The organism is Enterobacter cloacae complex sp. 382A5, from assembly GCF_050031095.1.
GTDB classification, from domain to species: domain Bacteria; phylum Pseudomonadota; class Gammaproteobacteria; order Enterobacterales; family Enterobacteriaceae; genus Enterobacter; species Enterobacter cloacae.
Genome location: NZ_JBLGVK010000001.1, coordinates 3,396,479 through 3,420,714 on the forward strand (window position 1 = coordinate 3,396,479; position 24,236 = coordinate 3,420,714).

Consider the following 24,236-nt stretch of genomic DNA (forward strand, 5'->3'; position numbering starts at 1 on the left):
AGACTGTCAGCCCGGAGATGACAGTGCGCCCTGCCCGTGAAGCTAAACTGTTGTTACGTCGTTACATACTGCCCGAAAGTCGTATGAAACGCACCGTAATTATTACTCAGTCATCACGAATCTGACTGATTATTCAGTAAGATTATGCTTCACGGCGCAATAATGCGCCGTGATTGCATAATAATCAAACAGCTTTGACCGCAATCGTCTCGCCCTGCATGCGTTTACGCAGGGTACGTTTGGTTCGGTCAATCACATCACCCGCCAGCTGACCGCATGCGGCATCGATATCATCACCACGGGTTTTACGCACGATGGTGGTGAAACCGTACTCCATCAACACCTTCGAGAAACGGTCGATACGGCTGTTCGAGCTGCGGCCATACGGCGCTCCCGGGAACGGGTTCCATGGGATCAGGTTAATTTTGCACGGCGTATCTTTCAGCAGTGCAGCCAGTTCATGCGCATGCTCGGTACCGTCGTTCACGTGGTCGAGCATCACGTACTCGATGGTTACGCGGCCCTGGTTGGCGTTGGATTTTTCCAGGTAGCGACGCACCGCCGCAAGGAAGGTTTCGATATTGTACTTTTTGTTGATCGGCACAATTTCGTCGCGGATTTCATCGTTTGGCGCATGCAGAGAGATGGCCAGCGCCACATCAATCATGTCGCCCAGCTTATCCAGAGCCGGAACCACGCCTGACGTAGAGAGCGTCACGCGACGTTTGGAGAGGCCAAAACCGAAATCGTCCAGCATGATTTCCATTGCCGGAACCACGTTAGTCAGGTTCAGCAGCGGTTCACCCATCCCCATCATCACCACGTTGGTAATTGGGCGGGTTCCGGTCACTTTCGCCGCGCCAACGATTTTCGCGGCACGCCAGACCTGGCCAATGATTTCCGATACACGCAGGTTACGGTTAAAACCTTGCTGCGCGGTTGAGCAGAATTTGCACTCCAGCGCACAGCCAACCTGAGAAGAGACGCACAGCGTGGCGCGATCGTCTTCCGGGATATACACGGTTTCAACACGCTGATCGCCAACGGCAATCGCCCATTTGATGGTGCCATCTGAAGAGCGTTGTTCTTCCACCACTTCCGGTGCGCGGATTTCAGCCACTTCTTTGAGCTTGTTGCGCAGCACTTTGTTGATGTCAGTCATGTCATCAAAGTTGTCGCTGCAATAGTGGTACATCCATTTCATGACCTGATCGGCACGAAACGGCTTCTCGCCCAACTCTTTAAAGAACTCGCGCATCTGCTGACGGTTCAGATCCAGCAGGTTAATTTTTCCATTTTTATTTGGAACCGCAGGCGTGGCGACTTCGGAGGTATTCACTAATTCAGACATAATATTTTCCGGCCTCGTTGTTACACGTTATGGCCCATGGAGGGTTGAAAAGAAACGCCCCGGAAAGCGTTCTGCTCGTCCGGGGCGTTGCATTGTACAAAGTCTGGCGCAGGGATGCCACGTTTGCACGTGGCATTTACGAAAATAATGTGTAAACGAAACCGTTAAATTAACGGGTACGTGGACACACTTCGCCTTCTGCGAAGAAGAACGCGATTTCGCGCGCAGCAGATTCAACAGAGTCAGAACCGTGGGTGCCGTTCTCAGTGAAGCTGTCAGCGTAATCAGCGCGCAGCGTACCAGCCAGCGCGTTATCCGGGTTGGTTGCACCCAGCAGGTCACGGTGACGCTGTACCGCATTTTCGCCTTCCAGTACGGATACGACGATCGGACCGGAAGTCATGAATTCAACCAGACCGTCAAAGAATGGGCGACCTTCGTGCTCAGCGTAGAAACCACGCGCCTGCTCAACAGTCAGGTGCAGCATTTTGGTGCCAACAATTTTGAACCCTGCAGATTCGAAACGCGCGAAGATGCTGCCAATAACGTTTTTTGCCACCGCGTTTGGTTTGATGATGGAAAAAGTACGTTCAATAGCCATGATAACCTCTGTAAAATGTTCTGTTGTTTTGCATACCTGAGTATGGTGTGGCGCGGATTATAATGAGCAATGGGGCCATTGCCTATGGATTCGGGTAACATTTTTTTAAAATAAGACGAGTTTTAGCAACAGCTCACTTCTGAGGCCGCTTTTACCGTTACTGCAGCGTAAAATTCACCGTCGCCACCTGACCCGTTTCATCCATGACCAGCAACTGATAATCGCCCGCTTTATCAAGCTGTAATGTATAGATTCTTCCTTTCACACTCAGCGGCTCTCCGTTTAAAAACCACCAGCGCTCACCGCTGTTACCGGTCGCCTGAAGCGGCAACGAAACGCGAGACTCACCGGGCAGCCGTTTGATAACAGCTCCCTCACGCACGCCAGTCAACATGAGCGGTGCAGGTGCATCCTGCGACAACGGCGGACACGTTGCTGAAGAGGGAGGCACCCTGACCGCACGACGCTCCGGGACAGGCAGCCATGGCTCAAGCGGTAACGGCCAGACATCCAGCACCTTCTCTGTGGCATCCGGGCAATCTGCCGCAACGCGTTTGCCGGTTTTATCCAGCCAGACCGGGAAACGGATCCCGCGGATCCCCTCCTGCTCGGGCAGCAACAGCGTCGGCGGCTCACTTCCTTCCAGCAGCCAGGTCGACAGGCGTCGACGGCAGTTTTCACTGCCCTCCGGCAACGATTGCCCACCAGGCCAGCAGATCACGCCTCGCCCGACGCTTTCCGGGCGCGGATCGCGTGGCAGGCGCGCTTCGTCTATCGTTGAGCGCGACTGAAGCAGGTTATTCACCTGATTTAACAGCGGTACGGCACTGGCAAAACCAAACTGTCCCGCCACGGGCGTGCCATCCGGCCTTCCGGTCCAGATGCCAATCACGTAACGCGCATTCAGGCCAATGGCCCAGGCATCGCGATAGCCGTAGCTGGTGCCCGTTTTCCATGCCAGCGGCGCAACCTGCGGCAGTGCGTTATCCGGTAACGGTTGGGCTTCATTCGCCAGAATACGGCGAATAATCCAGGCCGAGCCTGGTGACAACAGCGGACGTTCAACCAGCGCATCACCTGGCTGTAAGCGCAGCCTTCCCGCTTTACCGTGGCGGGCAAAAGCGCTGTAGGCAGCAGTAATATCTGCCAGCCGCGCTCCCGCCCCGCCCAGGATCAACGACAGATTTGGCTGCGCCCCCGCAGGCAAAATAAGCGGCAACCCTGCGTTGCTGAGCATGCCGGCAAAACGCTTAGGCCCGTACGCCTCCAGCACCTGCACGGCAGGCAGATTAAGGGAGCGCACCAGCGCTTCGCTCATGCTCACCGGCCCATGGAATCCGCTGTCAAAGTTACCGGGACGATAATCACCGGTTTTCCTGGGGACATCCTGAAGCAGCGAAGCGGGATGGATCAATCCATCGTCGAGCGCCATACCGTAGATAAAAGGTTTCAGTACCGATCCCGGGGATCGGATCGCATTCACCATATCCACATGGCTGAAGCGGGTGTCATCGTTAATATCCACCGAACCGACCCAGCCGCGCACTTTCATATTGGTATGATCCACGACGATCATCGCCAGCGAACTGCGCGCCGGCAGGCGGGATTTCCAGTTCATTGCCAGCTCTTCCAGCTGCCGTTGTAAGGCGGCATCCAGAGTGGTGACAATTTTGGTATCACGGCTTTTTCCCAGCATCATGCGTGCGAAGAGCGGCGCCAGCTGGGGCATCTGCCGGGGAGCCAGCCATACCGGCTCTTCACGGGATTCGTTAACCTGTCGGGCTGACCAGACGCCCTGCGTTACCATCCGGTCGAGCACTTTGTTGCGCGCCGCTTCCGCCCGCGCCGGCCAGCGGTCCGGGCGTAAACGGCTGGGGGCCTGAGGTAGCACCGCCAGCAGGGCCGCTTCGGAATAGCTGAGCTGTGATGGCGGTTTACCCAGATAGGTCCAGCTTGCAGCACCTATTCCCTGGAGCGTCCCGCCAAACGGGGCGCGGTTAAGGTAGAGGGTGAGGATCTCGCGCTTGGAGAGGTGCCATTCAAGCTGCATCGCCCGCCAGAGTTGACGAATTTTACCGCCAAAGGTGCGCGGATGCGGATCCAGCAGACGCGCAACCTGCATGGTCAGCGTGCTGCCGCCGGAGACAACCTTACCGGACGTCAGATCCTGCCAGGCGGCGCGCAGCACAGAGAAAGGATTCACGCCTGGATGCTCCCAGAACCAGCGATCTTCATACTGGATCAGGGCCTCAAGATAGCGAGGAGAGACCTCTTCAATCGTGACCGGATAACGCCAGATCCCTTCGCTGTCGGCAAAACGCCAGAGCGGCGTGCCCTTCTCATCCACCACCACCCGGGCGGGGTTAACCTCTTTCAGCGGCAACGGCCAGAGGCGGTCGGCGGCGACAATCAGCCCCCATAAAATGAGAAGCGCCCCCGCCAGCCACAGCCAGCGGGAGCGTATCAGACGTGCAACTGACATATTACGGTACAACAATCAGCGGGCCACTGGCCGCACCCGTTGCCCGCCACTGCGGAACATACATGGACTCCACCAGCGGCACCGGTACCTGGTACGTTCCCGGCGTCACGGCGCGCGCCAGATAAACCAGCGTAACCGGCTGCCCTTCGTTCACCGGCACTGCGGCCACAAAGCGGTCGTCGCGGAACTCCATATGCTGAATATCCGCCTGCTGCATCTGGCTAAGCAGGTTCTGCACTTCGCTGCCGCTGTCCTGCAGGCTGGCGCTGCTGCTTGCCAGGTTCTGGTTCTCCAGCTCCAGACCCGCCGGGAGGAGATCCACCACCAGCGCATCCGGCACGTTCTGGCTGGCCTTCACTTCCAGCCATACCAGCACCAGCTCACCGCTCTTCAGCGAAGAGAGCGATTTCGAACTGCCGTCGGTTGCCAGAATATGGCGTTCAATCTGCAGAACATTCGAGGATGGCTGAGGGGCTGAGTCCGGGTAACCGGTGCTATCCAGACGCACCCACAGCGGTGTCGTGCCGGTGTTGGTCACCTGCAGCGCACCAAGCTGATCGCCATTCATATTCTGCACCAGCGCCTTGTCACCGCTCAATGCGCTACCCGAGAGTGAGGTTTCCACCTGCCATGCTCCGGACAGAGTTTGTAGCGAACGTCCGGCCAGGAACAGCGCGTTACTCTCCTGCGTAGACAGCCAGCGCTGGCTGAAGGCCTGTTCAGACAGGGCATTCAGCAGCGTATTTTGCGCATCCGGCAGCAGCTTGTACTCCTCCAGAAGGGAGAGCATCAGCGCGTTATCACGAAGCGCGCTACCGTAATCCGCCATCCAGTTTCTGCTGTCGTTGCGCGGCGTTTTGAGGGCCAGATCCAGCGCCTGCTGGCTGCGCGGGGCATCCCCCATCAGTTTGAGTGCCATACCGAGCTGCATCAGCGGCAGACCGGAAGCCGCCTGCCCGTGACGATCCCAGATTTCACGCAACGCACCCAGCGGGGCTTTTTGCTGGCGCGCCAGTACCAGTGCGGCATAGGCCTGCACGGCAAATTTGCTGGCCTGGGTATCGTCGCTGTAGCGGATGGACATCATGCCCGGATCCTGCAGGTAGCGGAGCAGTCGGCTATTGGCATTATTGACCGCATCCGTCGGCACGCTGTAGCCCTGCTCACCGGCACGCACCAGGAAGTCCGTGACATAGGCAGTCAGCCAGTACTCTTCCGGACCGTTTTTATCCCAGAGCGCAAAACCACCGTCATCACGCTGCATCTGCAGCAGGCGGGAGATGCCAATATCAATGGCAGCACGACGTTTGTCGTCCGTGTCGCCTTTAATGCCAAGCGCCTTCAGCTGTGACGCGTTGGTATAGAGCGACGGGAACAGGCCACTGGTGGTTTGTTCAAGACAGCCATAAGGATATGCCTGCAGCTCACGGATATAGCGCGCCAGATTAAGCGGCGGTTTGCCGCTAAGCAGCAGTTGTCCCTGCAATGTAGCGGGAGAGAAGCCGTTGATATGCTGCCCTGGCGCAGTCCAGGACTCACCCGGGTTCAGCATGGCCCCGGTATTCACCGTCTGCGCCGGGAACGCAGGACGGACGCCGATTTTCCAGCTCTTCTGCTGCGGAGCGAAGGTCTCGTCAGGCAGCTGAAGTCCTGTTACCTGCGCCGTCACTTCGCCGTCACCGTAACCTTCCAGTGCACGCACAGGAATAAACAGCGTGCTGCGCGCACCCGGTGGCAGTTTGACAGGCTGCGGCTGTGCCCCTTCCAGCGACAGCTTGCCGGTCGTGGTTAAGGCCACATTTAGCGTTTGCGGCTGATCGGTCAGGTTAGTGAGATCCAGTGTCAACCGTGAGGTATCGCCGCTTGCCAGGAAGCGCGGCGTATTAAGCTCGGTAATGACCGGCGCGGCCACAATCACTTTGCTTTCGCTGCTGCCGAAATCCTCTTCCGTCCAGGCCTGCGCCATCAGACGCAGCTCACCGTTGAAGTCTCCAATTGGCAGGGTGATGGACCCTTCACCATTCGCATCAAGCGTCACAGGCTGTGCCTGCTGGGCGATAATGGTGACATGGTTCACCGGCGGCTTACCGCCGCGTTTAAGCTCATCGCCGTCACCACCAAAACGCAGCGCGGCCATACGTCCCTGGCCTTCAATCACCTGGCCGTAGATATCGTAGATATCCGCGCCATAGCGCTTCTGACCAAAGAAGGCCTGCCACGGATCCGGCGTGACGTAATCGGTAATGTTCAGCACGCCGCTGTCCACCGCGGAGACCAGCACGTTCACTTTCTGTGGTACCGGGCCCTCTTTAACGCTGGCTTTTACTTTCACGGAAAGCGTCTGGTTAGGGCGCATTTTCTGCGGGTTATCCAGCGCGATATTCAGACGGCGATTTTCATCCCCCATCGGCAGATGCAGCAGGCCAACCGCCCGCTTCGGCGTGGCGGATTTGGATTTATCGCCAGGGCGAACCACCAGCGTGCTGAGATAGAGGTCGTGGCGTTTCCAGGCTTTGTCTACCGGAATAGAGAGATCCAGTCCGTTGGCCGGAACGTCGATCTCTTTCCACCACAGTGGCCCTTCGCTGGATTCGATCATCGCATAGCCTTTACCTGCGGCAGGTGCGGCGATATGCAACTGGATGGTGTCACCCGGCTGGTAAGAAGGCTTATCCAGTTTCAGGGTCACGCGGTCGGGGCGCGCGGCTCCCGTGCCGTCACTGTTATCCTGCCAGCTGTACCCGGCCCAGAAACGTACGCTGCTGACCATGTCATCAGGCGCTTTCACTTCCAGACGATAGGAGCCCCACTCTACCGGGAACGTCACTTTGCCCGTTTCATCGGCCTTGAGGGTCAGCTCCTGCTCGCCTTCAATGAGATCTTTTTGATCAAACTGGGACTGCCAGCCATCGCTTTCTGACCAGTTCCAGTAGTAGTCGCGGCGTTCGCGGATCAGGCGCACCTGTAACCCGGAAACAGCCTTTTTCGCCCCACTGGCATCGGCATAGACAATGTCGAAACTGGCGTTGCCGTTTTCATCGACGATAGGCTGGTTAACGGTGGTATCGGTGCGGTAATCATACACCGCCTTGCTGGCGAACTGAGGACGAATACCCGGTAATTCGGCTGCTGGCCAGATAGCCTGTTCAGCACGACGCGTCACCGGACGACCGCCTGATTCCAGCAGGCTGGCCTGCAGGATCAGCTGAAGCGGAGAGTGCACCTCTTTCCACTGGCTTTCTGTAGAGACCTGCCCACGCCCCTGTTCATCAAGCGTAAGCTGCACTTCATCCAGGCTGCGACTCAGGTTGTCTTCGGCGATATCGCCAAACTGGAAGCCAGGCAGCGCCGGAACCGCTTCACGCAGTGGACGCAAAAAGAGCTGCCCCTGCAGGGCATTACCGTTGGCCGGTGCGCCGTAGAGGTAATATCCCACCACGTTAAAGTCGACGTTATCCTGCGGTGAAACCGGCGTTTTTTGTCCGCTCAGATTCAGCGCCATACGCTCTGGCATAAAATCTTCGACATGGAAGTCCCACAGACGCTGCTGGTTATCGCCCGTATTGGCGCGGATATGCCACATGCCGGTTTGCGCCCCGCTGTCCAGCGGATAGTTAAAGCGATAGAGACCATTCTCCGGCTGGACGACGACGGTACGCGCTACCTGCCCGTCCGGGCGAAGCACATCCAGCTTCACCGGCTGCGCGGGTAGCGGTTTACCGTCGCTGTCGCGCAGTAAGCCGTTCAGGATCACCGTTTCGCCTGGGCGATAGAGGTCACGCGGGCCAAACATAAAGAATTGCTTGCTGTAACCCGGGCTACCGGCAATGTCGAACTCCGCCAGATCGAGTGCCGGCAGCTTGAGGTCAAGCAGCGTAGTCTGGCCATCTTTACTGGCAAGGATCAGCGCGGCTTCTTTGTCCGTTTCGAGCTTTGCATGGCCGTCGGCATCGCTGTTCGCCTCAGCCAGGGTCTGCCCTTTATCGTTTAACAGCGTGACGGTTACACCGGATTGCGCCGCACCGTTTTCCAGGCTCTGGGTGAAGATATCGAGACGGTTATGATAACGGTGAGCGGACAGCCCAATATCGCTTAAGGTGAAGAGCGTGGCGGCATTGCTGTAGTTGTAATGCCCTGCCTGATTCATCACCGCGATATAGACGCCCGACTGCTGGAGCGGCTTGATATCTTTCAGCGGCAGCAGCAGTTTTTCACGCGTGTTGCGTGCCGGGTTAAGATCGAAACGACCGGTATAAACCAACTCGGCCATCTTCAGCAGATTGTCAGATTCCCAGTTGGTCAGCGAGTTACGGTATTCCCACTGGCTGACGAATGAAGCCAGCGACTCCGGTTTCACGCGATAGAAGTTCACGTCCACGTTATTGACGTTGAGCGCCATGACAGGCAAGCCTTCCACGACTTTCCCCGGCAGCAGTGACCCGCGGCTGGCGAAGCCGACCGTCGGCTCGACATCCCGGGTGGTCAGGGCTTTTTCGTAGTCGATGCCAAAAGTCGCTTTGTTTAACGCCTGCAGATCGCGTTCCACGGTGACGACCAGATTGCGGTTAGGCTCCAGATGGCGCAGACGAAGCTCTTTCAGGTTCGGCGCCAGTTCCCACGCCCCGTCAACCTTGCCGCTTTTCTTATCCACGACATGCACGGTTTTCGAGAAATCCTGATCCGGATTCAGTGGAACAGAAAATGTCAGCACCAGCGTGGCGGCGCCGTCCAACTGCACTTCAGAGGCATCAAGCAGAGTGAGCGCTTTGCCCTGACTTTGTGCCGCCAGTTTTGCCAGCTTGTCAGCGTCTGGCTTTTCCGCCGCTTTTGGTGTGGTTGCTGTAGATGCCGCGGGAGCCGCAGCCTGAGGTTTATCGTCGCTGTTATCACAGCCGACAAGCGTAAACGTGGTGAGCAGCGCAAGAGAAAGCGCGGCTAAGCGAAACGGTTTCATCCTTTGTCCCTGGCCCATGGAGCCTGTTGGTCGTCTTCCGGATAAGTATTATCCGCAAGTTTCGTTAATACAAAAAGTCCATTTTTAGGATCTGGAAGGCGGCTCGCATCGTCAACGTGGTGATGTTACGCCGATCACAACGTCAAACGTCACATGTTACCTTTCACGTCATTTGTTTTTAAAACAAGAAGATAGCTGGATAAGCTCGCCGGGAGCCTGCTAGTTTTAAGCTCAAGACGCACCCCGAGTGCGCGGTTCAATAAGAGAGAAAGCCATGAAACGAGCCGTGAACGCCCTACAAAATTTCGGAAAATCATTGTACGGACCGGTACTTATTTTACCGATCGTCGGTCTGTTTATCGCCTTTGGCAATGTGCTGGGCAATGGCAACCTGGCCGAGTATCTGCCGTTTCTCGGCCATCCGCTGATCCAGAATATCGGCCAGCTGATCGCCAAATCTGCCGTGTCGGTGCTGGTTAACCTGGCCCTGGTGTTTGCCGTCGGCATCCCGATTGGTCTGGCAACACGGGACAAAGGCTACGCGGCGCTGATTGGGCTGGTGACGTTTGTGGTGTTTATCAACGCCATGAACGTCACGCTACAGCTTCAGGGCGAACTGGCAAACGCAGCACAGATGAAAGCCGCCGGGCAGACCATGGTGCTGGGCGTTCAGGTGCTGGAGATGGGCGTGTTCGCCGGGATCCTGACCGGCGCGCTTTCTGGATACCTGTACAACAAATACTCCGGCGTACAGTTTAACGGCGCGATGGCGATTTACTCTGGTCACTGTTTTGTCGCCATTGTGATGCTACCCGTTTCCATGCTGCTCGGCGTAGTGATGAGCGAGCTGTGGCCGTTTGCCCAGCACGGCATTAGCGCAATGGCGCTTGCCATCAAAGGTTCTGGTCCGTTCGGCGTGGCGATCTACGGCTTCCTTGAGCGCATTCTGGTGCCCACCGGTCTGCATCATCTGGTCTATACCCCGTTCCTGTATACCGAACTGGGCGGCACGCAAGAGGTGTGCGGTACGGTTTATCAGGGCGCGCGCAACATTTACTTCGCGGAGATGGCCTGCCCGGAGGTGAAACAGCTCAGCAGCACGGTGGTATGGGATGCGCGCGGCATCAGTAAGATGTTTGGCCTGCCGGCGGCGGCGCTGGCGATGTACATGACCGCAAAGCCGGAGCGTAAAGCGGCAGCAAAAGCGATTCTGATCCCGGCGGCGCTCACTTCGCTGCTGGTCGGCGTCACCGAGCCCATTGAGTTCTCCTTCCTGTTTGTCGCCCCGCTGCTGTTCGTGGTGCACGCGGTGCTGACGGGTATCGGGATGATGCTGTTCTCCCTGCTGGGTGTTCACGCCATCGGCGCTAACGGGATTATCGATTTTATTCTCTACAACCTGCCGCTCGGTACGGAAAAGTCCAACTGGCCGATGTACATCGTGGTCGGGCTGATCATATTTGCCCTCTACTTCGTGGTGTTCCGCTTCCTGATCCTGCGTTTCAACATGAAAACGCCAGGCCGTGAAGATGAGGACCAGGAGACGCGCCTTTACAGCAAACAGGAGTACCAGGCGAAGGGCAATAACGACGGGCTGGGTGAATCCATCGTCGTCGGTCTGGGCGGCCGGGAAAATATTGAAGTGGTGGATAACTGCTACACCCGCTTACGTGTGACGGTGAAGGATGTCGCCATCATTGATGAGCCGCGCCTGAAAGCGACCGGCGCAAAAGGGATTATCAAACAAGGTAACAACGTTCAGGTGGTCTACGGGCTGCATGTCAAAAAAATGCGAGAAGCCGTTGAGACGTTTCTCTGAAAGGAGCTAAAGATGTTTACACCCCCATTCATTCTGTCGATTGCTGGCGGCGGTAGCACCTACACGCCAGGTATTGTGAAAAGCCTGATGGTGCGTCTGCAGGACTTCCCACTGGCCGAAATCCGCCTCTACGACATCGACGAGGCGCGTCAGAACACGATTGCCCCGGTGGTGGAAAAAGTGATCCGCGACCACAGCCAGAGCATCAAATTTACCGTCACCAATGACCCGGAAGTGGCCTTCAGCGGCGCACACTTCGTCTTCGCCCAGATGCGCGTTGGCCAGTATAAAATGCGCGAGCAGGATGAGAAGATCCCGCTGCGCCACGGCGTGGTTGGTCAGGAGACCTGCGGCCCCGGCGGGCTGGCTTATGGGCTGCGTACGATCCTGCCAATGGTCGAGCTTATCGATCTGGTGGATCGCTACGCGCATGAAAAAGCATGGATCGTAAACTACTCCAACCCGGCGGCAATCGTCGCAGAGGGGGTGCGTCGCCTGCGGCCAAATGCCCGCGTACTGAATATTTGCGATATGCCGGTTGCCGCAATGCGTAACATGGGAGCCATTCTGGGGGTCGATCGCCGCAAGCTGGAGGTGGACTACTTTGGGCTGAATCACTTCGGCTGGTTTACCCGTGTGTTGGTGGACGGCGAGGACAAGCTGCCGGAGCTGCGTAAACATATCGCGAAGTTTGGTCTGCTGACGGAAGATGCCGCCAAAACCGACCCGCAGCACTCCGATCCGTCGTGGGTGAAAACCTGGCGCAACATCAAGCCGATCATGGATAACTTCCCGGAGTATCTGCCGAACCCGTATCTGCAGTACTACCTGATGCCGAACCAGATTGTCGAGCATCAGAACCCCGACTACACCCGCGCTAACGAAGTGATGAACGGGCGCGAGAAAAAGCTGTTTGCCGCAGCCGAAGAATATAAGCGTACCGGGATCCTGCCGGACGCCTTCCACGTTGGCGTTCACGGCGAGTTTATCGTCGATGTCGCCTGCTCGCTGGCCTTCAACCTGCGGAGCCGTCATCTGGTGATGGTGGAAAACCGCGGGGCAATTACCAATCTGCCGTACGATGCGGTCGTCGAGGTTCCCGCTTATATCACCTCTGAGGGGCCAGAGCCTGTCCGCGTGGGCCAGGTGCCGCTGTTCCATCAGACGCTGCTACAACAGCAGCTCGCCTCTGAACAGTTGCTGGTGGAAGCAACCATTGAAGGGAGCTATGAGAAAGCGCTGCAGGCATTTACCCTGAATCGCACCGTGCCGACCATGGAGCACGCGAAAGCGATTCTGGATGAGATGATCGAGGCAAACCGCGAGTACTGGCCTGCGCTGCAAAAAGCCTGGCAGAACGGCGAAGCGGTGAAAAAATAGGGGCTTGCTCGCGAGTTGAACGTGGTTTGCTTGTCGGTGTCAGAAAAAACATCGACAATCCTTTTTTACGGAAAAGAATGGAGGCAACCCATGTCCACCTCATATTTTGTCGCCGCCGACTGGCTGATTGAGCACGGCGACGATCCTGAAGTGCAGATTATTGACGCGCGTATGGCTCCTCCGGGCCAGGAGCATCGTGACGTTCCCGGTGAATACCGCGCAGGGCACCTGCCGGGCGCGGTATTTTTTGATATCGAAACCCTCTCCGATCACACCTCCTCTCTGCCGCACATGCTGCCACGCCCGGAAGCCTTCTCCGTAGCGATGCGCGAGCTGGGCATCAGCAAAGACAAACACCTCGTTGTTTATGATGAAGGTAACCTCTTCTCTGCCCCGCGCGCGTGGTGGATGCTGAAAAACTTCGGCGTCGAGAAAGTCTCGATTCTGGCGGGGGGGCTGGCTGGCTGGAAGCGCGACGAACTGCCGCTGCAGCAGGGGGACGTGACGCTGCCGGAGGGGGATTTTGACGCGACGTTTGACGCAAATGTGGTGAAACGCCTGACCGACGTGCTGGTCGTCAGCCATGAAAACACTGCTCAAATCGTCGATGCGCGTCCTGCCGCACGTTTTAACGCTGAAGCGGACGAACCTCGCCCTGGCCTGAAACGCGGACACATTCCGGGAGCATTGAACGTGCCGTGGGGCGATCTGGTGTTTGAGGGCGAGCTGAAAACCACCGATGAGCTACGCGCGATTTTTGATCGTCATGGCGTGGATTTACACCGTCCGATTATTGCCAGCTGCGGTTCCGGCGTAACGGCCTGCGTGGTGATCCTGGCGCTCGCCACGCTCGGCGTAAACGACGTCACGCTGTACGACGGCGCCTGGAGTGAGTGGGGTGCGCGGGACGATCTGCCGGTTGAACCCGCGAAATAATGGATAACCGCCTGGCCACGCTGTTAACGCGCGGGGAATCGCTGACCCGCGCGGAGTATCGCGTACTCGCCCACCTCACGGAGCATCCGCTGCTGGTGGGCAACATCACGGTGCGGGAACTGGCGCAGGCGACATTTGTCTCTACCGCGACGATTATGCGGCTGTGTCAGAAGCTGGGGTTCAGCGGGTTTAGCGAGTTTATCTGGCACTGCAAACAGCTACTCACCGACACGCCGCATATTACGACGCAAGGAAACGCCCTTCCGCAGTTGCCTGCGCTGTTCAGCCAGTTTATTGCCAACTATCAGCAGACATTCCAGTGGGTGACCGATGAGAAGCGCCTGCAGTTTGCCGACCTGCTGCGTCACAAAGAGAGCTTCTTTCTCTACGGTGCCGGGTTTTCCTATCTGTTTGCCGAATACCTAACCAAAAAACTTCAGGTGCTGGGGAAAACGGCGTTTATCTCCGGGCCGGGTGACAGCCGGAACATTTTCCTCAGCAACGCCGCCCGTTATCAGGTATTTATTGCCGTCTCGCGCAGCGGCGAAACAGAGCAGGTGCTGGATAAAGCGCGGATCGCCAAAAACGTCGGGATGACGATTGTCGCGTTTACCCGCGCCTCGGCCAATACGCTGGCGGGCATGGCGGACGTGCACTTCGCTCTCTATGACGAGGCGGTGCATTACGCCGCGGAAGCCGCAGGGGTGACGTCGTTTGAGTCGAATCTGGTACTGCTGATGGATTTACTGCTGCTGGAAGCAACGGGGTGACAGTCACCCCGCTGTAATCAGATGATGCGGTTGGTTTTGAGATCGCGCAGGAAACCGCCCCAGCGACGCTCATAAAACGGTGTGATGTGCTCGGTAATAAAGTGGCTGATGCCCTTCTCACCGTTCTTCACCTGGCAGATATCAATTGGCTCATCGCCCGGCAACGTATCGGTGGCCACGCTGCCCGCCGCCTGGATAATCTCGTCTATATCGCCGTCAGCTTCAATACCAATCAACAGTACCGGCTGTTCATCCGCTTGCTCTTTAATCGAACAGAGGAACGCGCGTCTTACCGGCTTCAGGGTTTTGAACAACGTGGTCAGGGAATCGATCATCTGCGCTGGCGGTTCGGCCACTTCAGAGAGCAGCAGCGTTTCGCCCCCTTCCAGCACTTCCTGGGTACTGAGCGGGTTACCCTCTTCACCAATCAGATGGCTGATTTCACGCGGCGTGAACTCTTTCCCGGACGGCAGTTTCGCATTAAGGAACAGCGTCTGGCCCAGCGTCATTTCGAACAGCGTGCGTACCGGCATCACCACGAACGCCTGTTCGTCTTCAACGGCGGTCTGCAGCGCTTCAAGCGAGGTAAAGAACGGGATCACCGAGGTGCCGTCGTCTTTCTCCCAGTGCAGCAGATCCAGCGCGCTGTCTTCAACAACCTGCTCACCTTCCGCCGCGGTTCCTGGCACCCAGACGGTGGATTCCAGCAGCGTGCGGAAAAATGCCGGACGGTGGGCGGGCTCGGTCGCCGCCTGTTCCAGCAGGGTTTCTAATTCGTTTTTGGTTTCGGACATAACAATTCCAGATGTCGAATTTTCCCCTCACCCCGGCCCTCTCCCTCAAGGGAGAGGGAGCAAGCCATCCCCTCTCCCCGTGGGAGAGGGTTAGGGTGAGGGCAAAAAGCATTACTCAGCCGTCAGCAGGTTTGCCACGGTACGCACGCCCAGGCCGGTCGCGCCCGCAGACCACTGCTCAACTGCCGCTTTACGGTAGGTTGCGGAGCAGTCGATATGCAGCCAACCTTCGTGATAGTTCTCAACGAAGTGGGACAGGAAGCCTGCTGCGGTGCTTGCACCCGCCGGGTATGCCGCGCTCGCGGTGTTGTTCAGTTCGGCAAAATTAGACGGCAGCTGGCTGCGGTGGAATTCCGCCAGCGGCAGACGCCAGAACGGTTCGTTTTCTGCCGCGGCGCTTGCCAGCAGGCGGGCCGCCAGCTTGTCGTCAAAGCTGAACAGCGCATGGTAGTCGTTACCCAGCGCCGTTTTTGCCGCGCCGGTCAGGGTGGCCATATCGATAATCAACTCTGGCTTCTGGGCAGAAGCGTCGATCAGGCCATCGGCCAGCACCAGACGGCCTTCTGCATCGGTGTTCATCACTTCAACATTTTTGCCGTTGCGGTAGCGAATGATGTCGCCCAGCTTGAAGGCGTTACCGCTTACCATGTTGTCCGCGCAGCACAGGTACAGCTTCACGCGTTTTTTCAGGCCACGGGTAATCGCAAACGCCAGCGCACCAGTGATGGTTGCCGCCCCGCCCATGTCGGATTTCATGGAGTCCATGAACGCGCTCTGCTTCAGGCTGTAGCCACCGGTGTCGAAGGTGATACCTTTCCCGACCAGGCAGGCAAACACTGGCGCGTCTTTATCGCCGGTTGGGTTGTAGTCCAGCGCCAGCAGCACCGGTGGACGCTCAGAGCCACGACCCACGGTGTGAATGCCCATGTAGTTCTGCTCGCGCAGGTCTTCACCTTTGGTGATGCGATAAGACATGTTGTCGCCGGCCACGCCGCACAGCAGGTCAACGGCGCGCTGTGCCAGCTGTTCCGGCCCCAGCTCTTCTGCCGGTGCGTTAATGGTGTCACGTACCCAGTCGATAATGGTCAGGCGGCTTTCCAGCTCTTTTTGACCGGCTTCGTCAAGGTTGGCCCACTCAATTTTGCGGGTGCCTTTTGGCCCTTTATAACCGGCCCAGAACGCCCAGCTGCGGTCGGTGTCCCAGCCCTCGCCTGCCAGAGAGACATGCTTAATGCCGAGCCCATCAATTTTACGCGCGGCGCGCTGGATCAGGCCCAGATCGTCGTTGCCCGTCAGGTGCAGGGTGATACCGTCGTTGTTGATACTGTAAGTGGCTTTTTCGCCCCAACGCGCATCGGCGGGTTGCGTAGAGAGCGTAATCTTCATCACTTCGGTCATTTTATTTATCCTTATTAGCAAACGGGCCGCCTGAAGGCAGCCCGTTACGTGATTTACTCTGCTTCATCTAACCAGACTAACAGAATCGCCTCCAGAATTTTTTCATTGGATGCGTTGGGATCGTCGTCAAAATCCTCTAAATCGCAGATCCACTGATGCATATCGGTGAAACGTACGGTTTTTGGATCGAGATCCGGGTTAGCGTCGTAGAGCGCTTCGCCGATTTCACGGCTGTCTGTCCACTTCAGTCCCATATTAATGCTCGCGTGCGTGGTTGATGGTGTAGCGTGGGAACTCCACGACCAGATCCTCGTCGGTCACCGCTGCCTGGCAGCTTAAGCGGCTGTCGGGCTCCAGACCCCATGCTTTATCCAGCATGTCATCTTCGTCTTCGGTGCTCTCGGCGAGCGAGTCGAAACCTTCACGCACGATGCAGTGGCACGTCGTGCAGGCACAGGATTTTTCACAGGCGTGTTCCACTTCGATACCTGCACGCAGGGCAACATCGAGAATGGTTTCACCGGTCTTCGCTTCCAGAACAGCGCCATCCGGACAGAGGTCCGCATGAGGCAAAATAACAATCTTTGGCATATTAAACCTCGTCCACGGACTGGCCTTTCAGCGCGACGCGGACAGATTTGTCCATGCGGCGAGCAGCAAAGTCCTGGGTTTGTTTATCAACGTTTTTAATGGCTTCTTCTATTGCATCAGCGTCATTGCCCTGGGCGACCACGCTTAAGTGCGCAGCAGCCTCGTCAATCACCTGACGCTCAGCGGCGCTTAACAGCGCGGCATCGGCAGCGAGCGCGCCGTTCAGGCTTTCCAGCACGCGTGCGGCTTCCACTTTTTGTTCGGCCAGCATACGCGCCTTCACATCCTGCTCGGCGTAGCTCATTGAGTCCTGAATCATGGAGGCGATTTCGCCATCGGTCAGGCCGTAGGACGGCTTCACCTGAATGGACGATTCGACACCAGTCGATTTTTCCATCGCCGTGACGCTCAGCAGGCCGTCCGCATCCACCTGGAAGGTGACGCGAATATGCGCCCCGCCCGCAGGCAGCGCCGGAATGCCCCGCAGCGCAAAGCGCGCCAGAGAACGGCAGTCCTGCACCAGTTCGCGTTCGCCCTGCATCACGTGAATGGACATGGCCGTCTGACCGTCTTTAAAGGTAGTGAACTCCTGTGCACGTGCCACCGGAATGGTGGTATTGCGCGGAATGACTTTCTCCACCAGTCCGCCCATGGTCTCTAAACCCAGCGACAGCGGGATAACGTCCAGTAGCAGCATTTCACTGTCCGGCTTGTTGCCGACCAGAATATCCGCCTGAATCGCCGCGCCCACGGCAACCACTTTGTCCGGGTCAATGGAGGTCAGCGGCGTGCGGCCAAAGAATTCGCCTACACGCTCACGCACCAGCGGTACGCGGGTGGAGCCACCCACCATGACCACTTCCAGCACCTCATCCGCCTCAACGCCGGCATCTTTCAGCGCACGACGGCAGGCTAACAACGTGCGTTTCACCAGAGGGGCGATGAGATCGTTAAACTGTTCACGGGCGATCTCACCCTGCCAGCCCGCCACGTTCACACTGACTGACTCAGCATCGCTTAGCGCAATTTTGGCCTCGATGGCCGCATCCAGCAGTTCACGCTGTACGCGCGCATCGCTGCGATCGCTGATGCCCGCCTGCTCGCGAATGTAATCCGCCAGCAGATGGTCAAAGTCATCGCCGCCCAGCGCGGAGTCCCCGCCGGTCGCCAGCACTTCAAACACCCCACGGCTTAAGCGCAGGATCGAGATATCAAAGGTGCCGCCGCCGAGATCGTAAACCGCAATCACCCCTTCCTGACCGGAGTCGAGGCCGTAGGCAATCGCTGCCGCCGTCGGTTCGTTCAGCAGGCGCAGCACGTGCAGGCCCGCCAGACGCGCGGCGTCTTTGGTGCCCTGACGCTGTGCGTCATCAAAGTAGGCCGGAACAGTAATCACCACACCGTCTAAATCGCCGCCGAGCGTTGCCGTGGCACGCTCCGCCAGCGCTTTAAGGATGTCAGCGGATACGCGAATCGGGTTCAGCAGCCCGGCCGCAGTCGCAATCATCGGCAGGCCGTTTTCACTGGCCTGCAGCTGATACGGCAGATGCGGGTAACGGGTCTGAATATCGGCCAGCGAGCGGCCCATCATCCGCTTAACGGAGCTGATGGTATTCGCCGGATCGCGCGCGGCGTTAGTGCGGGCATCAAAGCCCACCGCGTGGCCCTGCTGCTGGTAGTGGACCACGGAAGGCAGCAGATGGCGGCCCTGCTCGTCAGCCAGCGTCTCCGCCTGGCCGCTACGCACGGTTGCCACGAGGGAATTGGTGGTGCCGAGATCAATACCCACCGCCAGACGACGCTGGTGCGGTGCGGCACTTAAGCCAGGCTCACTAATTTGTAATAAGGCCATAATTGCTTCCGAAATTAAAAATCGAGCAGCTTTTCTTCGAGTTGTTCAGCACTGCTTCGCAGTTTATCGAGAAAACGGAGTTTGCGCACAGTGTCTGCCGCCACGTCCCAGGTCTCATTGTTCAGTTGCGCCACCATCTGCTGATGGCGGGTATCAAACATGCCCTTCACGCGCGTGATGAACCTTTCCAGACGCGCTTCGTCTTTGGCCTGTTCAATCTCATCCAGCTCTTCGCGAAGCGTAAGCTGTTCCATCAGAAACGCCGTGTCGCGTACGGTGTGTTGTTCGCTCGCCAGATCAAAGCCGTGGAGCGAAAGCAGATATTCTGCACGCGCCAGCGGATGGCGCAGCGTCTGCCAGGCCTGGTTGATGGTCGCGGATTGCGACACCGCAGCCAGTTGTTCAGCCTGAGTACCGCTGGCGAATTTGTCCGGATGATACTGACGCTGCAGGTCCTGAAAACGGATCGTCAGCGCCTGGAGATCAATCGGGTATTGAGCGGGTAAACCGAAGAGAGTGAAGTAATCCATAACAATCTCAGGGGTAGCCTGTTAGAACAAACCCCACGCGTAGCAAATAAAGCCACGGTGGGGTTTCGGATGACGCGCGATTAAACGTGGAAGCTTTCGCCGCAACCACACTCGTCTTTGACGTTCGGGTTCGTGAATTTGAACCCTTCGTTCAGGCCTTCTTTTACAAAGTCCAACTGAGTGCCGTTGAGGAATTGCAGGCTTTTGCCATCGACCACCACCTTCACGCCCTTGTCTTCAAACACAGTGTCATCGGACGCTGGTTCGTCAACAAACTCCAGTACGTAAGCCATACCAGAACAGCCGGAGGTACGTACGCCCAGTCGCAGGCCAAAGCCTTTACCACGGTTCGCCAGAAAAGAGCTTACTCGCGCGGCAGCGCTGTCGCTAAGGGTAATCGACATACTCAAACCTCAATTATTTTGCTTCACGTTTGCTTTTGTAATCCGCAATGGCGGCTTTGATCGCGTCTTCTGCCAGGATAGAACAGTGAATTTTCACCGGTGGCAGTTCGAGTTCTTCAGCAATATCCGTGTTCTTGATTGCCTGTGCCTCGTCCAGAGACTTGCCCTTCACCCACTCGGTGACCAGGGAGCTGGACGCGATAGCAGAACCGCAGCCGTAGGTCTTGAAGCGCGCGTCTTCAATGATACCTTCATTGTTGACTTTAATCTGCAACTTCATCACGTCGCCACAAGCTGGCGCGCCAACCATACCGCTTCCTACGCTCTCGTCGCTGTTGTCAAAAGAGCCAACGTTGCGCGGGTTCTCGTAATGATCGATAACTTTTTCGCTGTATGCCATGATTGAATTCTCCTTATGTACCGATTAGTGATGTGACCATTCAATGCTGTTCAGATCCACGCCCTGCTTGAACATTTCCCACAGTGGAGAAAGGTCACGCAGACGGCCGATGGAGTTGCGAACCAGCTTGATGGTGTAGTCAATCTCTTCTTCGGTAGTGAAACGACCTAAAGAGAAACGGATAGAGCTGTGTGCCAGCTCGTCAGTCATACCCAATGCGCGCAGCACGTAGGATGGCTCCAGGCTTGCAGACGTACAGGCAGAACCGGAAGAGACCGCCAGGTCTTTCAGCGCCATGATCAGCGATTCGCCTTCAACATAGTTGAAGCTCACGTTGAGGATGTTGGGTGCGCCCTGCTCGAGATCGCCGTTCAGATACACTTCTTCCATATCTTTCACGCCGTCCCACAAACGGTTACGGAGCGTGCGCAGGCGCGCCATCTCGGTTTCCATCTCTTCTTTCGCAATGCGGTAAGCTTCGCCCATGCCCACGATCTGGTGAACAGGCAGCGTACCGGAACGCATGCCGCGCTCATGACCGCCACCGTGCATCTGCGCTTCAATGCGGATACGTGGCTTACGACGAACGTACAGCGCGCCAATGCCTTTCGGGCCATAGATTTTGTGGCCGGAGAAGGACATCAGATCGACTTTCAGCTGGCTCAGGTCGATAGGCAGTTTGCCCACGCTCTGAGTCGCATCAACGTGATAGATGATGCCGCGCGCACGGCACATTTCGCCGATGGTCGCGATATCCTGCACCACGCCGATTTCGTTGTTTACATGCATGATGGAAACCAGGATGGTGTCATCACGCATCGCCGCTTCGAGCTCTTTCAGGTCAATAATACCGTTGCTCTGTGGCGCCAGGTAAGTGACTTCAAAGCCTTCACGCTCGAGCTGACGGCAGGTGTCCAGCACAGCTTTATGTTCGGTTTTGCTGGTGATGATGTGCTTGCCTTTTTTCTGATAAAAGTTGGCTGCACCTTTGATCGCCAGGTTGTCGGATTCGGTCGCACCGGAGGTGAACACAATCTCACGCGGGTCGGCACCCACCAGGTCAGCAATCTGATTACGGGCGATATCCACCGCCTCTTCAGCATGCCAGCCAAAACGGTGTGAACGGGAAGCTGGGTTACCAAAGTTTCCGTCCAGGGTCAGACACTGCATCATTTTCTCGGCAACACGCGGGTCCACCGGCGTGGTTGCGGAGTAGTCGAGATAAATCGGTAATTTCATTGCTCTATAAACTCCGTACATCGCTTCAATGCAAGGAATCAGGCAACCGGCTGGATGTACGACCGAGTACACGGGGCAACTTCGCCCCGGCCTGATTCTGAAATACTTATCTTTTTATTACGCGCGTAATTTAACGTCGATAGCGTCCTGCGCGCGGGTGCTGCGTTGAGATTCCTGGCTGTGCTGACGGCCCGATACATCCAGAACTTCCTGGTTATTCACCAGTTCACCAAGGGTGATGTTGTTCAGGAAGCCGGTCAGGCGGTCGCTCAGATCGCGCCACAGCGCGTGGGTCAGGCACTTATCGCCGCCCTGGCAGCCACCTTTACCCTGGCAACGGGTCGCGTCAACGGATTCGTCAACCGCACTAATGACTTCGCCAACCGCAATACTGCCCGCGTCTTTACCCAGCAGATAACCGCCGCCTGGGCCACGAACGCTGGAAACCAGTCCATTTTTACGCAGTCTGGAGAACAGCTGTTCCAGATAAGAGAGGGAGATCCCTTGTCGTTCAGAAATATCAGCCAACGGAACCGGGCCCGCTTCGGAGTTGAGCGCAACGTCCAGCATCGCGGTTACGGCATAACGCCCTTTAGATGTCAGTCTCATGTCTTACTTAACCTCAAACTCGCCCCTGCCCGGGGTTTTTTATAGTAAAATGGGGTATTGCATAGCAGGGCCAAGTCTGACATTCCTGACTAAATTGGTCAACTATTTACTTGACTGTTTTAGTCAGGTATTTAACCTTCCGTGCTCTCATTGTTTTTGTCGGGTGGCGCTACGCTTACCCGACCTACAAAACCGTAGGCCCGTGCAAGCGCAGCGTCGCCGGGCAACAACGCGCACCGTTATTCTTTATTCTTCTGCTCAATCGACGCCAGAATCCCACGCAGGATGTTCAGCTCCTGGCTTTCCGGACGCGCACGGGTGAACAGACGACGCAGCTTATTCATCACCTGCCCCGGATGGCCTTCGCGGATAAAACCGGTAGAGAGCAGCGTCTGCTCCAGGTGACCATAGAAGCGCTCCAGATCGTCCACCAGCGGATAGGCGGTCTCTTCTTTCGGTTCTGCCACTTTCTCCTGGGTCGCCAGCCAGGCCATCCGCACTTCGTAGGCAATGACCTGTACCGCCATCGCCAGGTTCAGCGAGCTGTATTCCGGGTTCGCCGCAATCGCGACGTGGTAATGGCACTTTTGCAGTTCGTCATTGGTCAGGCCGACGCGCTCACGCCCAAACACCAGCGCCACAGGCGCCTGTTCCGCTTCTGAGACACTTTTCAGGCCGCATTCGCGCGGGTCGAGCATTGGCCACGGCAGCGTACGGGAACGCGCGCTGGTACCGACGACCAGACTGCAACCCGCCAGCGCTTCGTCCAGGGTATCAACAATTTGCGCGTTGCCAATCACGTCGCTGGCACCGGCGGCCAGTGCGATGGCCTGAGAGTCCGGTTTCACCAGCGGATTAACCAGCCACAGATTCGTTAAGCCCATGGTTTTCATAGCGCGGGCAACGGAGCCCATATTGCCGGTATGCGATGTTTCGACCAGCACGATTCGAATGTTTTGCAGCATAGTTTTGGATGTCTGAATTCAGTGTCTAAAGAATATTCGGGCATATTATCATAAACGAGAGACATATTCCGATCCCGCTGCTATACTCTGCGCCGATTTTCCTGTTCTTTAACATCCAGTGAGAGAGACCGATGCATCCGATGCTGACCATCGCCGTGCGCGCAGCGCGCAAGGCGGGTAATGTAATTGCCAAACACTACGAAACGCCAGACTCCGTAGAAACCAGCCAGAAAGGCAGCAATGATTTCGTGACTAACGTCGATAAAGCCGCAGAAGCGATTATTATCGAAACGATCCGCAAATCTTACCCACAGCACACCATCATCACCGAAGAAAGCGGTGAACATGAAGGTACCGATCAGGATGTTCAATGGGTTATCGATCCACTGGATGGCACCACCAACTTCGTTAAACGCCTGCCACACTTCTCTGTGTCTATCGCAGTACGCATTAAAGGCCGTACTGAAGTCGCCGTTGTTTATGATCCAATGCGTAACGAACTGTTCACCGCTACCCGCGGTCAGGGCGCGCAGCTGAACGGTTACCGTCTGCGCTGCAGCAATGCACGCGATCTGGACGGCACCATTCTGGCGACCGGTTTCCCGTTCAAGGCGAAACAGCACGCAACCACCTACATGAATATCCTCGGCAAACTGTTCACCGAATGCGCGGACTTCCGTCGCACCGGCTCTGCCGCGTTGGATCTGGCCTACGTGGCGACCGGCCGCGTTGACGGTTACTTCGAACTGGCGCTTAAGCCGTGGGACTTTGCTGCGGGCGAGCTGATCGCGCGTGAAGCAGGCGCACTGGTATGCGATTTCACCGGCGGCCATAACTATATGTCTACCGGCAACATCGTTGCAGGTAACCCACGCGTTGTTAAAGCCATGCTGGCAAACATGCGTGATGAACTGAGCGATGCACTGAAGCGTTAATCCCGGTAATTCCCTCTCCCTGTGGGCTGAGGGTTCCCCAGTAATTTTTTAACCATAAGCGATAACGCTGCTCTCAGAATGACTGAGAACATTCAGCGATGCCCTGGTCCGGCTGTAAATCGCTGAGGCGTTTCCTGCAGGCCGGGGCGAGGCGCAGGGATGCGCCGAGAGGGCGGCTTTACAGGGACGTTACATCCGCCCGTCCCCGATAAGCCGGAAGGAATAA

20 protein-coding genes are annotated in these 24,236 nt (G+C 57.0%); 5 read left to right on the plus strand and 15 right to left on the minus strand.

Annotation, left to right across the window (positions count from 1 at the left end):
* Positions 1–184: 184 nt before the first annotated feature.
* The 4 genes from ACQG2G_RS15970 to ACQG2G_RS15985 all read right to left on the minus strand — a co-directional run bounded on the left by ACQG2G_RS15970 (position 185) and on the right by ACQG2G_RS15985 (position 9,388).
* Positions 185–1,351 (minus strand): bifunctional tRNA (adenosine(37)-C2)-methyltransferase TrmG/ribosomal RNA large subunit methyltransferase RlmN, encoded by a 1,167-nt coding sequence (locus tag ACQG2G_RS15970; RefSeq protein WP_013098279.1) that lies wholly within the window; start codon positions 1,349–1,351, stop codon positions 185–187.
* A 169-nt stretch (positions 1,352–1,520) separates the two neighbouring features.
* Positions 1,521–1,952: a nucleoside-diphosphate kinase gene (gene ndk / locus ACQG2G_RS15975; protein WP_003860625.1), complete on the minus strand. Its 432-nt coding sequence runs from the start codon at positions 1,950–1,952 to the stop codon at positions 1,521–1,523.
* 157 nt (positions 1,953–2,109) lie between these two features.
* Complete coding sequence (gene pbpC, locus ACQG2G_RS15980) at positions 2,110–4,434, minus strand: peptidoglycan glycosyltransferase PbpC (protein ID WP_061772913.1); 2,325 nt, start codon at positions 4,432–4,434, stop codon at positions 2,110–2,112.
* Position 4,435: 1 nt separating this feature from the next.
* A complete protein-coding gene (locus ACQG2G_RS15985; RefSeq protein WP_061772912.1) occupies positions 4,436–9,388 on the minus strand; it encodes an alpha-2-macroglobulin family protein in 4,953 nt (1,650 codons plus the stop codon).
* Between the two features lie 274 nt (positions 9,389–9,662).
* On the opposite strand from ACQG2G_RS15985, the gene ACQG2G_RS15990 reads away from it, so the two are divergent.
* The 4 genes from ACQG2G_RS15990 to ACQG2G_RS16005 all read left to right on the plus strand — a co-directional run bounded on the left by ACQG2G_RS15990 (position 9,663) and on the right by ACQG2G_RS16005 (position 14,293).
* Entirely contained in the window at positions 9,663–11,207 is a 1,545-nt protein-coding gene (locus ACQG2G_RS15990; protein WP_058684202.1) for a PTS transporter subunit EIIC, read from the plus strand.
* A gap of 12 nt (positions 11,208–11,219) precedes the next feature.
* Complete coding sequence (locus ACQG2G_RS15995) at positions 11,220–12,587, plus strand: 6-phospho-alpha-glucosidase (protein WP_023620126.1); 1,368 nt, start codon at positions 11,220–11,222, stop codon at positions 12,585–12,587.
* 90 nt (positions 12,588–12,677) lie between these two features.
* Positions 12,678–13,523: a 3-mercaptopyruvate sulfurtransferase gene (gene sseA / locus ACQG2G_RS16000; RefSeq protein WP_061772911.1), complete on the plus strand. Its 846-nt coding sequence runs from the start codon at positions 12,678–12,680 to the stop codon at positions 13,521–13,523.
* On the plus strand, positions 13,523–14,293 hold the full coding sequence (locus ACQG2G_RS16005) for a MurR/RpiR family transcriptional regulator (RefSeq protein WP_013098289.1): 771 nt from the start codon (positions 13,523–13,525) through the stop codon (positions 14,291–14,293). Before sseA ends, ACQG2G_RS16005 begins: the two co-directional genes overlap by 1 nt.
* 17 nt (positions 14,294–14,310) lie before the next feature.
* On the opposite strand, the gene sseB is transcribed toward ACQG2G_RS16005, so the two are convergent.
* The 11 genes from sseB to trmJ form a co-directional block, all read right to left on the minus strand.
* A complete protein-coding gene (gene sseB / locus ACQG2G_RS16010; protein ID WP_048972593.1) occupies positions 14,311–15,087 on the minus strand; it encodes an enhanced serine sensitivity protein SseB in 777 nt (258 codons plus the stop codon).
* A 111-nt stretch (positions 15,088–15,198) separates the two neighbouring features.
* Entirely contained in the window at positions 15,199–16,485 is a 1,287-nt protein-coding gene (gene pepB, locus ACQG2G_RS16015) for an aminopeptidase PepB (RefSeq protein WP_045901191.1), read from the minus strand.
* Positions 16,486–16,538: 53 nt separating this feature from the next.
* Positions 16,539–16,739 carry a Fe-S cluster assembly protein IscX gene (iscX, locus tag ACQG2G_RS16020; RefSeq protein WP_003860650.1) on the minus strand — a complete coding sequence of 67 codons (201 nt, stop codon included), beginning with the start codon at positions 16,737–16,739 and terminating at the stop codon, positions 16,539–16,541.
* A 1-nt stretch (position 16,740) separates the two neighbouring features.
* Positions 16,741–17,076 (minus strand): ISC system 2Fe-2S type ferredoxin, encoded by a 336-nt coding sequence (gene fdx / locus ACQG2G_RS16025; RefSeq protein ID WP_003860652.1) that lies wholly within the window; start codon positions 17,074–17,076, stop codon positions 16,741–16,743.
* 1 nt (position 17,077) lies between these two features.
* Positions 17,078–18,928: a Fe-S protein assembly chaperone HscA gene (hscA, locus tag ACQG2G_RS16030; protein ID WP_038985688.1), complete on the minus strand. Its 1,851-nt coding sequence runs from the start codon at positions 18,926–18,928 to the stop codon at positions 17,078–17,080.
* Between the two features lie 14 nt (positions 18,929–18,942).
* A complete protein-coding gene (gene hscB / locus ACQG2G_RS16035) occupies positions 18,943–19,458 on the minus strand; it encodes a co-chaperone HscB (protein WP_045293494.1) in 516 nt (171 codons plus the stop codon).
* 80 nt (positions 19,459–19,538) lie between these two features.
* The gene (gene iscA, locus ACQG2G_RS16040; RefSeq protein WP_003860659.1) at positions 19,539–19,862 is read right to left on the minus strand and encodes an iron-sulfur cluster assembly protein IscA; all 324 of its coding nucleotides are present in this window, start codon (positions 19,860–19,862) and stop codon (positions 19,539–19,541) included.
* A gap of 13 nt (positions 19,863–19,875) precedes the next feature.
* Complete coding sequence (gene iscU, locus ACQG2G_RS16045) at positions 19,876–20,262, minus strand: Fe-S cluster assembly scaffold IscU (RefSeq protein WP_003860661.1); 387 nt, start codon at positions 20,260–20,262, stop codon at positions 19,876–19,878.
* Between the two features lie 24 nt (positions 20,263–20,286).
* On the minus strand, positions 20,287–21,501 hold the full coding sequence (gene iscS / locus ACQG2G_RS16050) for a cysteine desulfurase (RefSeq protein WP_003860663.1): 1,215 nt from the start codon (positions 21,499–21,501) through the stop codon (positions 20,287–20,289).
* Positions 21,502–21,618: 117 nt separating this feature from the next.
* Positions 21,619–22,110 carry a Fe-S cluster assembly transcriptional regulator IscR gene (gene iscR, locus ACQG2G_RS16055; protein ID WP_013098294.1) on the minus strand — a complete coding sequence of 164 codons (492 nt, stop codon included), beginning with the start codon at positions 22,108–22,110 and terminating at the stop codon, positions 21,619–21,621.
* Between the two features lie 239 nt (positions 22,111–22,349).
* Positions 22,350–23,075 (minus strand): tRNA (cytosine(32)/uridine(32)-2'-O)-methyltransferase TrmJ, encoded by a 726-nt coding sequence (trmJ, locus tag ACQG2G_RS16060; RefSeq protein ID WP_013098295.1) that lies wholly within the window; start codon positions 23,073–23,075, stop codon positions 22,350–22,352.
* 131 nt (positions 23,076–23,206) lie between these two features.
* Here trmJ and suhB point away from each other — a divergent pair, with 131 nt between their 5' ends.
* Positions 23,207–24,010, plus strand: coding sequence for an inositol-1-monophosphatase (gene suhB / locus ACQG2G_RS16065; RefSeq protein ID WP_013098296.1), 804 nt, complete (start codon positions 23,207–23,209; stop codon positions 24,008–24,010).
* The last annotated feature ends 226 nt before the right edge of the window (positions 24,011–24,236 follow it).

Bases quoted from the DNA above. Each gene is read 5' to 3' on its own strand.
- ACQG2G_RS15970 (WP_013098279.1), bottom strand. From the start codon at position 1,351: ATGTCTGAATTAGTGAATACCTCCGAAGTCGCCACGCCTGCGGTTCCA.
- ndk (WP_003860625.1), bottom strand. From the start codon at position 1,952: ATGGCTATTGAACGTACTTTTTCCATCATCAAACCAAACGCGGTGGCA.
- pbpC (WP_061772913.1), bottom strand. From the start codon at position 4,434: ATGTCAGTTGCACGTCTGATACGCTCCCGCTGGCTGTGGCTGGCGGGG.
- ACQG2G_RS15985 (WP_061772912.1), bottom strand. From the start codon at position 9,388: ATGAAACCGTTTCGCTTAGCCGCGCTTTCTCTTGCGCTGCTCACCACG.
- ACQG2G_RS15990 (WP_058684202.1), top strand. From the start codon at position 9,663: ATGAAACGAGCCGTGAACGCCCTACAAAATTTCGGAAAATCATTGTAC.
- ACQG2G_RS15995 (WP_023620126.1), top strand. From the start codon at position 11,220: ATGTTTACACCCCCATTCATTCTGTCGATTGCTGGCGGCGGTAGCACC.
- sseA (WP_061772911.1), top strand. From the start codon at position 12,678: ATGTCCACCTCATATTTTGTCGCCGCCGACTGGCTGATTGAGCACGGC.
- ACQG2G_RS16005 (WP_013098289.1), top strand. From the start codon at position 13,523: ATGGATAACCGCCTGGCCACGCTGTTAACGCGCGGGGAATCGCTGACC.
- sseB (WP_048972593.1), bottom strand. From the start codon at position 15,087: ATGTCCGAAACCAAAAACGAATTAGAAACCCTGCTGGAACAGGCGGCG.
- pepB (WP_045901191.1), bottom strand. From the start codon at position 16,485: ATGACCGAAGTGATGAAGATTACGCTCTCTACGCAACCCGCCGATGCG.
- iscX (WP_003860650.1), bottom strand. From the start codon at position 16,739: ATGGGACTGAAGTGGACAGACAGCCGTGAAATCGGCGAAGCGCTCTAC.
- fdx (WP_003860652.1), bottom strand. From the start codon at position 17,076: ATGCCAAAGATTGTTATTTTGCCTCATGCGGACCTCTGTCCGGATGGC.
- hscA (WP_038985688.1), bottom strand. From the start codon at position 18,928: ATGGCCTTATTACAAATTAGTGAGCCTGGCTTAAGTGCCGCACCGCAC.
- hscB (WP_045293494.1), bottom strand. From the start codon at position 19,458: ATGGATTACTTCACTCTCTTCGGTTTACCCGCTCAATACCCGATTGAT.
- iscA (WP_003860659.1), bottom strand. From the start codon at position 19,862: ATGTCGATTACCCTTAGCGACAGCGCTGCCGCGCGAGTAAGCTCTTTT.
- iscU (WP_003860661.1), bottom strand. From the start codon at position 20,262: ATGGCATACAGCGAAAAAGTTATCGATCATTACGAGAACCCGCGCAAC.
- iscS (WP_003860663.1), bottom strand. From the start codon at position 21,501: ATGAAATTACCGATTTATCTCGACTACTCCGCAACCACGCCGGTGGAC.
- iscR (WP_013098294.1), bottom strand. From the start codon at position 22,110: ATGAGACTGACATCTAAAGGGCGTTATGCCGTAACCGCGATGCTGGAC.
- trmJ (WP_013098295.1), bottom strand. From the start codon at position 23,075: ATGCTGCAAAACATTCGAATCGTGCTGGTCGAAACATCGCATACCGGC.
- suhB (WP_013098296.1), top strand. From the start codon at position 23,207: ATGCATCCGATGCTGACCATCGCCGTGCGCGCAGCGCGCAAGGCGGGT.